Consider the following 13,826-nt stretch of genomic DNA (forward strand, 5'->3'; position numbering starts at 1 on the left):
CATCCCCACTTCTGAGGAACCGCCGGCTTTTTGCCGGCGGTTCCTGGTTTTATAGGGTAAAAATGCCCACCGCCTGTTCTCCAGGATACTCCCAGTTCCCCGATACCCCGGCAGCCCTGGCCCCCAGTTCCAGGTGCAGCATGGCAATACCGCAATCCAGCCTTTTGGAGATCTGATAGGTATCCTCCATGGAATCCAGCAAAAGGGTAATTTGTTCCGGCTCCACCTTAAACCGCCAGGGCTGGCGGTTTACCGCCGAGGGCGCCAGACGGGCCGCTTCCAGGGCGGTCTTTATCCACCGGGGCCAGTGAACCTCTGCCAGTCCTTCGGTCATTTCCGCCAGCGCTTTTCTCTTTTTTCCCTTTACCATCCCGCTCATTACCTTTTCCCCCAGGGAGTAATCCTCCCGCGAGTAACCCACAGGAGTAACGGCCAGCACTTTCTCTCCGCAAGCCAATGAAAGATGTTCCGCCAGTACATCCGGTTTAAAAAACCCTCCTACCCAGCAGGTGGACAAGCCCAGTCCGGTGGCCTCCAGTATGACTCCTTCCCCCAGATAGCCCACTTTTTCCTGAAAATAGGGATATCCGGTATTGCCGATAAAGGCAATATAAGCGGGAGCCCCTTTAATTTTGCCATAGGAGCCGAGAATTCCTTTAAAGATTTCATCTGCAGGTTTCAGGACCATTGCCGCCCTGGCCTCGGGAAACCGGAATTCCTGGCAAAGTCTTTGCAAATTTTTAATTAACGGGTCCGGTATTTCCCTGTTTTGAAAGGCTCGCCTGGAGCGCCTGAATGTTATCGCCTCATACCATTGATCCTTTGGATACATCAAGATCACCTCAAAATGCCTGTTATCCGCCAGTCATTTGGAGCGGATGCTTTTATGCCGTCCTTGTATCTTCCAATTGCTTTTCGGCAGAAATCACGGTCTCCCGGGTTAGTTTTTTGACCAAATCTTCTAAGTCAATACCCGATACATTTTTTAACATCTCCGGAGTGGTGGCCATAAGAGAGGTTACATAATTGCTTAACCTTGCAGCCCCCTCTCCGCTGCCTGTATCTACAACCGTCAGCTTATCAATGGCGCTTAAGGGCGCCGCAACTTTTCCGGCCAGCTCCGGCAGCATCTTAACGATAATGTCCAGTACCGCCGCCTGGCCGAATTTTTCAAAAGCCTCCGCCAGTTTTTCCTTGGCCTCGGCTTCAGCCAGACCCTTGAGTCTCACCACTTCTGCTTCCGCTGTTCCTTTGGCTCGTTCCGCATCGGCAATGGCCAGTCCTTCCAGACGTTTCTGTTCGGCACTGGCCTTGGCCTCGGCCTCAATCTTATATTTGAGCGCATCGGCTTCCCGCATTTTTTTGGCTTTATCGGCCTCGGCAGACTGTTCTACCGCATACCGGTCGGCATCCGCCTTTTTCTTTACCTCGGCGTCATATTGCTTCTCACGGCGTAGTATTTCCTTTTCTTCCAGTTCTATCTCTTTTTCCTTTTTCACAATGGCAATCTTCATTTGTTCTTCGGTAACCCGCTGCTGAGAACGTGCCTCCTGAATATTATAAGCCTGATCGGCTTCCGCTTTAACCGTATCCTGCTCTTTTTTGAAAGAAGCCACCTTGAGTTCTTTTTCTTTGGAGGCTTCGGCAATATTTGTATCCCTGAGCAATTCGGCTTTTTGACCTTCTTCGTCCGCCTTGGCCTTCTGTATCCGGGCATCCCGGATGGCCTCCGCTTCCGCCACCTCGGCGTCCCGCTTAACCGCAGCAATTCTCGGTTTTCCCAGGGCCTCCAGGTAGCCGTTTTTATCCCGGATATCTTTAATAGTAAAGGATACAATTTGCAAACCCATTTTTTTCAAATCCTTCGCCGCCACGCCTTGTACCTCCTGGGCGAATTTATCCCGGTTGCGGTATACTTCTTCTACGGTCATGGTACCTAAAATTGCCCGCAAATGCCCTTCCAGAACTTCCTGGGCCTCTTGTTTTAAGTCCTCCGTAGACTTACCCATAAATTGTTCCGCTGCTGTAGCCACATCTTCCACCGAACCGCCGATCTTAATAATGGCCACCCCATCCGCCATCACCGGCACGCCCTGCTCGGTATAAACCTCCGGTGTGGTTACATCCAGCTTATGGGACAATAGTGAAATAAACTCTCCTTGCTGAAAAATAGGCAGTATGAAAGCCCCGCCACCCCGAACAATTTTAATTTTGCGTCCTGATTCGTCGGTATGTACATTTTTTATCCCCAGGAAAGAACCGGTAACAATCATCGCTTCATCGGGTCCCACCGTCTTATACCTAGCCCAAAAAGCCAATCCAAGGACAATAATGACGCTTAAAACCAGCAACGGAATGAAAATCATCCCCCATGCCAAACCTCCCAGCATAACCTCTCCCCCTTGTTATTCATCTTCATATTGGAAAACATAGACAGTACTGTCTCTAGCTTCTATAACCACTACTTTGGCTCCGGCGGGAATTTCTTCTTCATCCAGACTGGCGGCAATCTGATTGGTATTGCCGGCTCCCACTTTTATCAGCACCTCTCCATAGCCTGCCTCCGGAATGGAAATCGTTACTTCACCGATTTTACCCACCAGATCCTGCATTGAAAAACCGGTGGAATTTTCGCTGTTTTTCATCGGCCTAACATAAGAAAAATAAACCAGCAGGGAAATCACTGCCGAGGCCATGAGAGAAAGCAGCAGGATCGGGAAGGCTTCCAAGTTTGTAGACTGATCGAGCATAATTCCGGTTCCGCCCAAGACAGTAATTCCGCCGACTAAAACCACCGGCTGGAAAAGATCAAGGCCGTCCATGGACAGGACTTCAAAAAAACCGTCCAGCAGGTCGCCCAGAATGTCTCCAAAAACAATGGTAATCACTGCAAAAAGCACCCCGCCCATTAGACAAATCCAATAAAAAGTCAGCATCCCTCTCCCTCCCCGGAACACTTTCCGGCCGGTGAACTATCCGGGTAATGAAACATTATTCTTTCTTCGTTAGCAGACTTTCTTTCAGGCTGGCCAATTCCTGATCGATATCATCATCGCCCAGAGCCTTCAGTTCTTCATCCAGGCTTTTTTCAGCACCGGAAAATTCTGCGGCCACCTGTGCCTCTGCTTCCATCCGCAAGACTTTATCCTCCATCCGCTCAAAGTCCCGCCGGGCGCTTTCTTGACCAAAACTACCAATAACCCCGTAGATCTCTTTTTGTGCTTTGGCTGACTGTGCTCTGGCTGCCAGAACTTCCCGTTTGACACGCAGTTTCTCATATTCACTCTTCATTTCCTTCAACTGGGACTTGAGTAATTCGGCCGTGGACTGGTTGTTTTCATACTGCCGCCGATAGTTCTCGGCCTTGACTTTGTTCACTTTTTTGTCTTCCAGGGCTTTACGGGCCAGATCTTCACGTTCTTTTTGCAAGGCTTCTACTGCCTGATCCCCTCGTTTTTCAACCAGGTTCAGGGCCTCCTCCATCTGCGCCTTGAACTTCCTGGCAACCGCCAACTGCCGTGCCACGGCAGCCTCGGCATCGGTAATGTCTTCCGCCATGTCCCTCAGATATTGATCCAACATTTTTTCCGGGTCCTCTGCTTTATCCAGCAGGGAATTGATATTGGCCCTGATATTATCGCTGATCCTCTTAAATAAACTCACAATAAACAAGCAACTCCTTTCTAATCATATTTAAAATTATTCTTTATATATAAAATACCTTATCCTACAAATAACAACAATATATTTTTCACTAATTAAATCTATATTTAATAATATTTATAAAAGAAGGTTAAATTACCCTTATTGCACTTAATATACGTAAAGTTTAAAAAGACCTCCGGGGCCACTATAGAAGTGACTCTGGAGGTCTTTTGAGATTCCTGTTAACCGTCCCACTGCTTTTCCCTGTAATATGCTTTGGCGTCCTTTAGATAAAACAAGGTTAAGGGAATCAAGATAATTACGGCACAGGTCAAATACATGTAGGATAGTCCTACTTTTTCAGATAATATACCCAGCAAAATGGAACCCAAACCAATCCCCAGGTCAAAGGCGCTAAAAAGAGTCCCATTGGCCGCACCCCGCCGGAAAGGCTCTACCCGGTTAATGGCCATGGCCATGGCCGTGGGATGAACGATGCCAAAGCCAATGCCCATGGCCACCGCCGAGGCTGAAAACAGCCACTCTCCCCGGGCCGCAAAGAGTAGCACAAAGGCCAGGGCAATGGCCACAAAGCCTGCGGCCATGATGGGCAGAGGGCCCTTCCGGTCAAAGGTTTTCCCGGCATAGGGCCTTACCAGCAAAAGCGTCAGAGCATAAATTAAAAAATAAATACCGGGATTGCCTACACCAATTTTCTTGCCCAGAAGGGTGATGAAGGATACAATCCCGCCGTAAACCACAGCGGTAAAAAACATGATCCAGGAAAGGGAGTATACCTTGGGTTCAAAAAAATCGCTAAAGGAAAGCTTGCTGCGGATCTTCCCCTTAACTTCATGCCGGTAGGCGATGCCCTGGGAGGCTAGCAGCCCGGCCACTGCGATGATAAACCCGGCGATAAACAGCATGGAGAAACTAGTCCTGTCCAGAATGAGCAGGCCCGCACTGGGTCCCAAGGCCATGGCCAGGGTATTGGATAACCCGTAATAGCCCAATCCCTCTCCTCTTCTGGCGGGAGGCACAACATCCGCAGCCACGGTGCCCGCTCCGGTGGTGGTAAAGCCCCAGGAAAGACCGTGCAGCACTCTTAAAAGGAACAATAAAGTTAAACTGGTGACAAAATAATAGGCGCCCATGGCCAGGGAAAAGGCCACCAGGGAGAAAAAGAGTATTTTTCTCCTGCCAACGGCATCCAGAAGGAACCCGGACAGCGGGCGAACCAAAACGGCCGTTAGGGACAGCACGCCGATGATATACCCTACATTACTCTCATCGCCTCCCAGCATATCGGTTACAAAAACCGGCAGTGTGGGCAATAAAAAATAGAAGCTGGTAAATACCATTAAATTGGTCAGGCAAATTAAAACAAAATCCTTTGTCCAAAGAGGGGCCTTTTGCTCCATCTTTACACCTTGTATAATGGAGTCCGGAAAGGGCTCCATTACCTTTCTCCCGATTATGGGTTAAAATGTTGTCTGCGCTGTGGATTGGTTTGATCACCTACAGCGGTACGGCCGACTGGTTATACCTTAGAGGCTACAACCACAGCTTCATGCTCATTTGTTTATCGGTTGGATAGCGCATTGGACGCTTCATATCGGACAAGGATACATTCAGCATGAAGTGCGTGGACACACAGCGCCAAAATCAATCAATGGGAGATGATTCTTTGATCTACGTGGGTATCGATGTAGCGTCCCGGAAACACGACTGCTGCATCCTGAATCGCGATGGCTCCGCCCTCTTTGAAAACTTCACCTTTACCAATGACCGCAACGGTTTTGAGACGCTGATAAGCAACATCGTTTCCTTAAAATCGGCTTCCGGATCTCTAAACGTAAAAATAGGGCTGGAATCCACCGGCCATTTCAGCACGAATCTCACAAACTTTCTCATTGGACAGGGGTTTGAAGTCACTACCTTCAATCCCCTCCATGTCAATCTATACCGTAAGGCACAGACTCTGAGAAAAACCAAGACCGACAAGTCGGATGCAAGATTCCTGGCTGCCATGCTCTTCTCCGATGACACCAAGCCCTATTCTCCCGCATCATATCATATCTCCGAGCTGAAAGCACTAACCCGGCACCGGTTTCGTCTGCTTTCTATACGCTCTAAACTGAAAACGTCCTATAACCGGCAGCTTACGATCCTCTTTCCGGCTTCATACGGCCGTCTGGTCCATCCATCAGAATTCTTGTCTTGCCCTCCTCAGCCAGTTCCCCTCCGCTCAGGCCATCGCCCAATGTCATTTGACTCGCCTTACGAGCCTCCTTGCAGAAGCCTCACAAGGAAGGTATGGCAGAGAGAAGGCGATCCAGATTCGTGAGCTTGCCAAGGTTTCTATCGGTTCCTGCTCTCCTGCGCTCAGCTTCGAGCTGGTCCAGACGATTCAAACCGTCCGTTTTCTCCAGACTCAGATCTCTGCCATCGATGCCCGTATCAGGGAGGTTATGGTGGCGCTTGATTCTCCCATTCTCACGGTACCGGGCATATCTTATACCCTTGGAGCCATCATCCTGGCCGAGGTCGGCGACATTACTCGCTTTGCCACTCCGGCTAAGCTCCTTGCTTTTGCCGGTCTGGACCCTTCTACTTATCAGTCCGGTAAGTTCTCCGCCAATTCCACTCCGATGGTCAAGCGCGGTTCCTCTTATCTCCGCTGGGCTTTAATAAACGCCGCTAGACTTATTGCCATGCGCGACCCCACCTTCAAGTCTTATATGGCGAAGAAAAAATCCGAGGGTAAGCATCAATTTGTCGCTTTGAGCCATGTCGGCAAAAAACTTGTTCGTGTGATCTTCAGTCTGCTTAAAAACAACTCCATTTTTATCCCTCAGGCCTAACCATTCCTTTCTCTTTTTGCTGCCGGATATCCCGACAGTTTGCTTAAGCATGCCTTTTTTCGCTACTACTTTTTTACTTCCTTCTCTTATTTTTCTCTTGACTTCATATAGTTGGTCTCTCTTTTCAGTTATCCTCCTGCCTTTGGCTCTTTGCTTAACTTCTTGCGAATCTTCTTAAGCCTTGCAAATATTTAGCCAGCCCAATGGCAACAGCCAGGCAAACCATGGTTCCCAGCATCACTCCCGGCCATTTCCAGTTGATCCAAAGGGGTCCCAGCAGGACGCCGCCCAATCCTCCGCCAAAATAAAACATTACCAAGTACAGGCTCGAGGCTCCGCAACGGGCTCCTTTGGCATTCATGCTGACCCAGGAACTGGCCGCCGAGTGCCCTCCGAAAAAGCCAAAACAAAAGAGGGTCAGCCCAAGAATAAACAGGTAAATATTATTGCTGAAGGTCAGCAGCATCCCGGTCATGGAAATCAGAGTATTCAAGGCAATGGTTGCGGGGTTGCCCCAGCGGTTGGCTAAAGCTCCGGATAAAGTAGAGCTGACGGTTCCCGCCAGATAGGTCAAAAAAATCAAGCCGATGGCCCGGGTGGACAGAAAATAAGGAGGCCCTGCCAACAGGAAACTAGCATAATTATAAACCCCTACAAAACTAAACATCAAACAAAAACCCACTAAATAACAACCCACCAGTGCCGGATTTTTTAAGTGAGCCATCATATCTATCAGGCCGCTTCTTAAATTAAAGGGATGCGGCTGAAAATTCTTTGAAGGGGGCAAAAGGATCAATACCAGCATCCCTGCCACCAGATTGAATAAGCCAAAGGTCCAAAATACAGCCTGCCAGGAAAAATGATAGGCGATGGACCCGCTGATAATCCTCCCGGCCATCCCCCCGATGGAATTTCCGCTAATATAAAGGCCCATGGCCAAAGCCAGCCGCTTTTTGTCAATTTCCTCACCAATATAAGCCATGGCCACCGACTGCAGCCCTCCCAGCATCAATCCCTGGATGAACCGGGTAAGCAAAATAAAATGAAAATTTTGGGCAAAACCCGCAGCCAGGGTTGGCACACTGGCCCCGATCAACACCAGGGTCAACAGGTTTTTCCGCCCTACGGCATCCGAAAGGGGGCCATAATAAAATAGCGATAAGGCAATGGCCACCACCACCAGGGAAACGGAAAGGCTGGATACTGTAGGAGAAACTCCGAAATGTTCCGTAAAAGTCGGTAAAAGGGGCTGTATGGAATAAATGTCCGCAAAGGTTGCACAAGAGCAAACAAATAAGCCCACTAAAGCCCTGGTAAATTGACTGTCCCAATTTTTCATTATTCCCCACCCTGTTGATTTCTTGCAAAGAAACCGGGCCGGCGGCACCAGCCTCTTTGCCATTTTTTATTTTGTCCACGGAAGATATAAAGAAAAGTTCCGTTCTTGTTTTGACTTCTCCCATAGGGTAAACTGAGTAATTGGAGGAGTATAACAATGATTTTACTACAAGCGAAGGACATTTCTAAATACTTTGGTGCAAAACAAATATTAAATCATATAAATCTGTCTATTCAGAAAAATGAAAGAGTTGGTTTAGTGGGAGTGAACGGGGCCGGTAAAACCACCCTGCTAAAGCTATTAGCCGGCCAATTGGTTCCCGATGCCGGGGAAATTAACCGGTGTGCCGGCTTGACCACCGGCTACCTGGCCCAGGATTCGGGATTGGAATCCACCCGAACGATCTATGAAGAAATGATCTCGGTATTTCAGCATTTAGTGGATCAGGAACAGCAAATGCGCAGGCTGGAGGAAATGATGGGAGATTCCGAGAGCAAGTCAGATCCCGTCCGCCACCAGCGGATTATGAATCAATACGCTCTCCTGGCGGAAAATTTCCGCCACCAGGGAGGATACACTTATCGTTCCCACATCCGGGGCATCCTGCAGGGCTTGGATTTTCCCGAGGTGCAGGACAACTCGCCGGTTTCGGTCTTAAGCGGCGGACAAAAGACCCGACTGGCCCTGGCCAAGAACTTATTGCTTAAGCCGGACCTGTTGATCCTGGATGAACCCACCAATTACCTGGACGTTGACTCCCTGGCCTGGCTGGAGCAGTATCTGCAAAACTATTCCGGCGCTCTTCTGGTGGTCTCTCACGACCGCTATTTTTTGGATAAAGTGGTTAGCAAAGTAGTTGAACTGGAATATGGCCAGGCCACCACCTATAAAAGCAATTATTCGGGATTCGTGGAGCTCAAAGCCCAGCAACAGAAAAGCCAACTGAAGCAGTATGAACAACAGCAGGAGGAAATAAACCGGGCCAAAGATTTTATCCAGCGCAACATGGCCAGGGCCTCCACCACCAAAAGAGCGCAAAGCCGTTTAAAGGCCCTGGAAAAAATGGAACGGCTGGACGCCCCATCGGCCGCTCAAAAACGGGTATGCTTTTCTTTTCAAATTCATCATCCCAGCGGCAAGGATGTACTGCAGGTTTCCGATCTAAAGATCGGTTATCCCGGAGGGATTTCCCTGTCCCAAAATATTACTTTTTCTGTGGAGCGGGGGGAAAGCGTCGCCCTGCTGGGTCCTAACGGCACCGGCAAAACTACCCTGCTGAAAACCCTGGTGGGCGAATTGGCTCCCTTGGGCGGGAGTATCCGCCAGGGCAGCAATCTCAGCATCGGTTATTATTCCCAGGAGCAGGAAAGGCTCTCTTCGGGTAAAACGGTGCTGGATGAACTTTGGGACGCTTACAGGCTCACCGATGAAAGGGACATTCGGACCCTGCTGGGCAATTTTCTGTTTCAGGGAGAAGACGTTTATAAAAAAGTTGATAATCTAAGCGGCGGGGAAAAAGCCCGCCTCAGCTTGGCTAAATTAATGTTGCAAAAGGCAAACCTGTTAATTCTGGACGAGCCCACCAACCACCTGGACATCTTAAGCCGGGAGGTATTAGAAAGCGCCCTGGTGGATTACCCGGGAACCATTCTTTTTGTTTCCCACGACCGTTATTTTTTAAATAAAATGGCCACCCGGATTATCGAACTTACTGCGGATGGCATTCACAATTATACGGGCGGTTATGATTACTATCTGGAAAAAAGGGATCAGCAGGGTCTGCCCCTAAAAGAAAAAACGGCATCCTTAAACCCCCAGGAGAGTAAAAAAAGTTATTTGGAAAACAAAGAAGCCCAGCGTTTGGAAAGAAAGCGTCTCAAAAGAATTGAGGAATTGGAAAGTTTGATTCGGCAAACGGAAGAAGCAGTGAGGCAAATTGAAATAGCATTGGAAAACCCGGAAGTAACCAGGGATTATGAATCCTGTTTAAAACTTAGTGCAGAATTAGACAGCCGCAGGTCCACCCTGGATGGTTATTTGGAAGAATGGGTGGAATTATCGGAAACTTAAGCACTCTATTCTGTATGACAACAGACCATGCAGTTCGCGGAGAAACCTTCTAAATTCATACTTCGCGGACACCGTAAGCAAGAAAAAACGAGAACGGGGGAAACTGTAAAAAAATCGTGTTTGGCTGCTTTGATAAGAATGATTGACGTATTCAGTATAGTTGTCATATTATAATAAATGGTTATTTAAGAACCGTTTATTTCTAGGCAGGTAAATTGAACGGTCAAATTTATTAACGATGTGAGGGAATCCAATGAAACATGTATCGGTCAAAGAGATTATGATTAGCCCGGAAGATTATCTTACGGTAAATGAATTAGATACGGTAAAAGATGCCATTCAAAAGCTGCAATCCTCCTTTTCTTTAGATGAAAAAGGCGTCACCCGTGGACATACCTCCATTTTGGTAACCAATCCCTCCGGCAAGTTGGTGGGGATTTTAACCATACGCGGGATTTTAAAGGCATTGATGATGCATGAAAAGGGCAAAGAATTTCCCTCCAACTATCTTTGGACTCTTTTTGTTACAAAATCCTATGAATCCGCGGAAGAAATCCCGGTACGGCAAATTATGAAGGATCGCAAAGTCTTTTCCATCGGACCGGACGATGAGATCATGAAGGCTGTTGAAATGATTGTCGACAACAAGGTAAACACCCTGCCTGTGGTTGAAAACGGAAAACCGGTGGGGATTATTCGGGCCAAGGATATCTTCTCTAAGATCGGCTATATCATGGATTAGAGCATGGTTCACTTTTAAATTCACTGTCCGGCCGAGAAGTTTTATTTCATAAGCACAGGGATGAATTTTTCCAGGGCTTCCTTTGAATAAACCCTGTTTTCCTGTTCCAGGCCGTTAAACCATTGAAGCAAACCCGGCAACCCAAAAACCTTTGTATCATCCGGCAGCCGGGCCAGGGAAAAATCAAACTTTCCCGGATTGGCGAAAACAATGATTCCCTGAACCTTTACCCCGGCGTCCACCGGCTTGAGCATTTCCTCAAGCCTTTTAATTTTTCCCTGGTTCTGTTCCACCGGACTTTTTTGCGGCAGCCAGCCCCCCCTTTGCCAACGAAACCAGTGACCCTGGTCATTGCAGGCAGCAGTTTGCCAGTTCTTGGTTTCCAGACAAAAAATACCGGGAGGCCCCAGCACCAAATGATCGATCTGGGTTCTGCCGCCGGCGGTGATGATTTTAAAATCATTGATGATGATCCAGGCATCTCCTAGATCCCGGCTTAATTGGCGGGCAACTTTTATCTCCCCGGCCAGCCCCTTGCCCATGGGTTCAACCGGGTCAAACAAACCAAGGAAAAAACCAAGTACTCCGGACCGGGAAGGCGGCTTTCCTGCTTTGGATTTCTCTTTTCCGGGCCATTTTAAAACCGTGGCCATTCCATCACCTCATCAGCGGTGCTGTTTTAGTAAAATATCTTTGTAATAAAGGTACTGCTGCAAAAAGAACCCTGAAGGGTTGCTAATGTGCAGTTCCTTATTTTCTAAAAAAATAACAGAACACGGATTGTACGGATTTTTACCGATTCTCAAGGATTGAATTATCTTTAAAATAAAATCCGCGCAAATCCGTACAATCCGTTAAATCCGCGTTCCATTTCCTTTTGGTCGATGGTTCTTGGATACTCCCTTTATCGCTCTTTACTCTTCCGAGGATTTCTTCATCTTCTCAATGGCCTCCTGGTTGGAAGAAACCATCTTGGCAATATCCCTGGCGGATTGAGAGGACCTCTCGGCCAATTTGCGAACCTCCTGGGCCACCACCGCAAAGGTGCGTCCGTGGTCCCCCGCCCTGGCAGCCTCAATGGAAGCATTCAAGGAAAGCATGTTGGTCTGCTCGGCAATGTCATCAATAATTTCCGCCACGGAACCAATGTCCTGCTGGAAAGAAATAAGCTGCTGCAGTTGGTCCAGAATATAATTTTCAATGGCTAACTGCATATCCAGATTGATTCTTTTCATAAAGGCTTCCAGGGCCTGCTTGTATGCCTCGGTTCCGGCTCCATGGTGCTCTGCCAAAATCCTCTGGATTTCACTGTGATAAATCTGATAGGCTCCCATGTACCACTTGGGATACAGTCCGATTTGCTGATGTTTCTTGCCAATGGCCAGTCTTGTTTCTATATAGGCATGATCCAGGGGATCACACAGGGAAATAAAATATCTTTTCTGAACTCCCTTTAGTTTTTCAACGGTACTATGTTTTTCAATTAGTTCCTTTAAATAAGAAAAGTTCAGCAAGTGCTGGTAGAAGCCCTCTACCACCCGCTCGGCCTCTTTTATAAACAGGTCCTTATGGGCTGCCATTAATTCCGTTTCCTGTTCGGTGATGTCCAAGTAGGCCAGTTGAACCCGGCGCTTGGAAAAATCCTGTGCACTGGTCATAAAGTCGCTCACCCTGATCCCTCCCCCAAAAAGTAACAGTTAATTACATAATTCTCCACCCTCAAGAGTAATCCTTGCTAGCTCTCTCTCTTGATCATTAATTTTTCTTTACCTTGGTCTGACGGCTCATAGTAAATCCTGCCCTTTAGGTTATCCGGGAGGTACTGCTGAGCCACCCAGTGCCCGGGGTAATCATGAGGATATTTATAGCCCCCATGGCCCAGTCCCTTGGCACCTCTATAATGGGTATCCCGAAGGTGCGGCGGAACCACACCGATGTTTTTTTCCTTAATATCTTTCATCGCCCGGTCAATGGCATTGATCACACTGTTGCTTTTAGGAGCGGCGGCCAAGTAAATGATACATTGGGCAATGGGAATCCGGGCCTCCGGCATGCCTATCGTTTCTAGGGCATTCCACGCCGCATGGGCCATCAACATGGCCTGAGGGTCGGCCAGTCCTACATCCTCAGAGGCGTGAACCATTAACCGGCGTACAATGAAACGCTGATCCTCTCCGGCTGCCGTCATCCGGGCATAATAATGCAGCGCGGCATCCGGGTCTGAACCCCGGATACTCTTGATAAAGGCGGAGATGACATCATAATAATGATCTCCTGTTTTATCATAGTGGATATACCTTTGCTGGGTCGAATCCTCGGCTACCTCCAGGGTAATATGCCGGTAGCCGTCTTCAGCGGGGGCTGTGGATAACACTGCCAACTCCAGGGCATTTAAAAGGTTCCGGGCATCACCACCGCACATTTTAATAAAATGCTGCCGGGCTGCCTCCTCCAATTGCACCCGATAGCCGCCCAATCCCCGTTCCTCGTCGGATAAAGCCTGCTGAATCAACGTGTTGAGGTCTTCTTCGGAGTGCTGCAAAAGTTGAAAGATGCGGGACCTGCTTAGGAGGGCGCCATTTAGTTCAAAGTAGGGATTTTGGGTGGTGGCTCCAACAAGCACCACTTCTCCTTTTTCCACCGCTTCCAGCAGGCAGTCCTGTTGGGTTCCTCTTTTTAAGGAGTGAATTTCATCAATAAAGAAAATGGTTTTCTTGCCGTAAAATTTTAAATGATCCCGGGCTTTTTTTATTTCTTCCCGGATTTCTGAAACCCCCGCAGATACCGCGTTCATTTTAACAAAATTGGCGGAGGTCATTTGCGATATAATACTGGCCAGAGTGGTCTTGCCGGTGCCCGGAGGACCATAGAAAATAATCGACCCCAGTTGGTCCGCTTCGATGGCTCTGCGAAGCAGCTTTCCCCTGCCGACAATGTGTTGCTGTCCGGTAAATTCATCCAAATTGCGAGGGCGGAGCCTTTCAGCCAGGGGAGCCGCCTGCAGGCTGCTCCTGGTCGAACTGAACAAATCCATACAGTCACCTCGGTAAATAATTTTAATATAAAAGAGGATAAGTCTATCATACCATGGGTGAACAAATGTTTGGGGAAAAATTTATCCACTTTAATTGATCTTAACATACTCCTAAAAAAGAAAAAAACCAAT

At 48.2% G+C, this 13,826-nt stretch carries 13 protein-coding genes; 4 read left to right on the forward strand and 9 right to left on the reverse strand.

Features of this window, described 5'->3' with window-relative positions; genetic code table 11:
• Nucleotides 1-49: 49 nt before the first annotated feature.
• From DESRU_RS13240 to DESRU_RS13260, 5 genes are all read right to left on the reverse strand, one after another.
• On the reverse strand, nt 50-832 hold the full coding sequence (locus DESRU_RS13240) for a nitroreductase family protein (protein ID WP_013842598.1): 783 nt from the start codon (nt 830-832) through the stop codon (nt 50-52).
• Nucleotides 833-884: 52 nt separating this feature from the next.
• On the reverse strand, nt 885-2,390 hold the full coding sequence (locus DESRU_RS13245; RefSeq protein WP_013842599.1) for a flotillin family protein: 1,506 nt from the start codon (nt 2,388-2,390) through the stop codon (nt 885-887).
• A gap of 15 nt (nt 2,391-2,405) precedes the next feature.
• Nucleotides 2,406-2,936: an NfeD family protein gene (locus tag DESRU_RS13250; RefSeq protein ID WP_013842600.1), complete on the reverse strand. Its 531-nt coding sequence runs from the start codon at nt 2,934-2,936 to the stop codon at nt 2,406-2,408.
• 55 nt (nt 2,937-2,991) lie between these two features.
• Nucleotides 2,992-3,663, reverse strand: a complete 672-nt coding sequence (locus DESRU_RS13255; RefSeq protein WP_041275782.1) for a PspA/IM30 family protein — start codon at nt 3,661-3,663, stop codon at nt 2,992-2,994.
• 224 nt (nt 3,664-3,887) lie between these two features.
• Nucleotides 3,888-5,105, reverse strand: coding sequence for an MFS transporter (locus DESRU_RS13260; protein ID WP_013842602.1), 1,218 nt, complete (start codon nt 5,103-5,105; stop codon nt 3,888-3,890).
• 212 nt (nt 5,106-5,317) lie between these two features.
• Between DESRU_RS13260 and DESRU_RS21655 the strand changes: the two genes are divergently transcribed.
• The gene (locus DESRU_RS21655) at nt 5,318-5,992 is read left to right on the forward strand and encodes an IS110 family transposase (RefSeq protein ID WP_337998876.1); all 675 of its coding nucleotides are present in this window, start codon (nt 5,318-5,320) and stop codon (nt 5,990-5,992) included.
• A 124-nt stretch (nt 5,993-6,116) separates the two neighbouring features.
• Nucleotides 6,117-6,509 (forward strand): transposase, encoded by a 393-nt coding sequence (locus DESRU_RS21660; protein WP_337998875.1) that lies wholly within the window; start codon nt 6,117-6,119, stop codon nt 6,507-6,509.
• Between the two features lie 154 nt (nt 6,510-6,663).
• Here DESRU_RS21660 and DESRU_RS13270 read toward each other — a convergent pair whose 3' ends face one another.
• Nucleotides 6,664-7,848: an MFS transporter gene (locus tag DESRU_RS13270; protein WP_013842603.1), complete on the reverse strand. Its 1,185-nt coding sequence runs from the start codon at nt 7,846-7,848 to the stop codon at nt 6,664-6,666.
• 156 nt (nt 7,849-8,004) lie between these two features.
• On the opposite strand from DESRU_RS13270, the gene DESRU_RS13275 reads away from it, so the two are divergent.
• The gene (locus DESRU_RS13275; RefSeq protein ID WP_013842604.1) at nt 8,005-9,918 is read left to right on the forward strand and encodes an ABC-F family ATP-binding cassette domain-containing protein; all 1,914 of its coding nucleotides are present in this window, start codon (nt 8,005-8,007) and stop codon (nt 9,916-9,918) included.
• Nucleotides 9,919-10,171: 253 nt separating this feature from the next.
• A complete protein-coding gene (locus tag DESRU_RS13280; protein ID WP_013842605.1) occupies nt 10,172-10,660 on the forward strand; it encodes a CBS domain-containing protein in 489 nt (162 codons plus the stop codon).
• A 41-nt stretch (nt 10,661-10,701) separates the two neighbouring features.
• On the opposite strand, the gene DESRU_RS13285 is transcribed toward DESRU_RS13280, so the two are convergent.
• The 3 genes from DESRU_RS13285 to DESRU_RS13295 all read right to left on the reverse strand — a co-directional run bounded on the left by DESRU_RS13285 (nt 10,702) and on the right by DESRU_RS13295 (nt 13,694).
• On the reverse strand, nt 10,702-11,313 hold the full coding sequence (locus DESRU_RS13285) for a nuclease-related domain-containing protein (RefSeq protein WP_013842606.1): 612 nt from the start codon (nt 11,311-11,313) through the stop codon (nt 10,702-10,704).
• 261 nt (nt 11,314-11,574) lie between these two features.
• Nucleotides 11,575-12,318, reverse strand: a complete 744-nt coding sequence (locus tag DESRU_RS21525) for a protoglobin domain-containing protein (RefSeq protein WP_041275784.1) — start codon at nt 12,316-12,318, stop codon at nt 11,575-11,577.
• 77 nt (nt 12,319-12,395) lie between these two features.
• Complete coding sequence (locus DESRU_RS13295) at nt 12,396-13,694, reverse strand: replication-associated recombination protein A (RefSeq protein WP_013842608.1); 1,299 nt, start codon at nt 13,692-13,694, stop codon at nt 12,396-12,398.
• Nucleotides 13,695-13,826: the final 132 nt, after the last annotated feature.

The organism is Desulforamulus ruminis DSM 2154, from assembly GCF_000215085.1.
In the GTDB taxonomy this organism is placed as follows: domain Bacteria; phylum Bacillota; class Desulfotomaculia; order Desulfotomaculales; family Desulfotomaculaceae; genus Desulfotomaculum; species Desulfotomaculum ruminis.

Bases quoted from the DNA above. Each gene is read 5' to 3' on its own strand.
- DESRU_RS13245 (WP_013842599.1), bottom strand. From the start codon at position 2,390: ATGCTGGGAGGTTTGGCATGGGGGATGATTTTCATTCCGTTGCTGGTT.
- DESRU_RS13260 (WP_013842602.1), bottom strand. From the start codon at position 5,105: ATGGAGCCCTTTCCGGACTCCATTATACAAGGTGTAAAGATGGAGCAA.
- DESRU_RS13270 (WP_013842603.1), bottom strand. From the start codon at position 7,848: ATGAAAAATTGGGACAGTCAATTTACCAGGGCTTTAGTGGGCTTATTT.
- DESRU_RS13285 (WP_013842606.1), bottom strand. From the start codon at position 11,313: ATGGCCACGGTTTTAAAATGGCCCGGAAAAGAGAAATCCAAAGCAGGA.
- DESRU_RS13250 (WP_013842600.1), bottom strand. From the start codon at position 2,936: ATGCTGACTTTTTATTGGATTTGTCTAATGGGCGGGGTGCTTTTTGCA.
- DESRU_RS21525 (WP_041275784.1), bottom strand. From the start codon at position 12,318: ATGACCAGTGCACAGGATTTTTCCAAGCGCCGGGTTCAACTGGCCTAC.
- DESRU_RS13280 (WP_013842605.1), top strand. From the start codon at position 10,172: ATGAAACATGTATCGGTCAAAGAGATTATGATTAGCCCGGAAGATTAT.
- DESRU_RS13295 (WP_013842608.1), bottom strand. From the start codon at position 13,694: ATGGATTTGTTCAGTTCGACCAGGAGCAGCCTGCAGGCGGCTCCCCTG.
- DESRU_RS21655 (WP_337998876.1), top strand. From the start codon at position 5,318: ATGGGAGATGATTCTTTGATCTACGTGGGTATCGATGTAGCGTCCCGG.
- DESRU_RS13275 (WP_013842604.1), top strand. From the start codon at position 8,005: ATGATTTTACTACAAGCGAAGGACATTTCTAAATACTTTGGTGCAAAA.
- DESRU_RS21660 (WP_337998875.1), top strand. From the start codon at position 6,117: ATGGTGGCGCTTGATTCTCCCATTCTCACGGTACCGGGCATATCTTAT.
- DESRU_RS13240 (WP_013842598.1), bottom strand. From the start codon at position 832: ATGTATCCAAAGGATCAATGGTATGAGGCGATAACATTCAGGCGCTCC.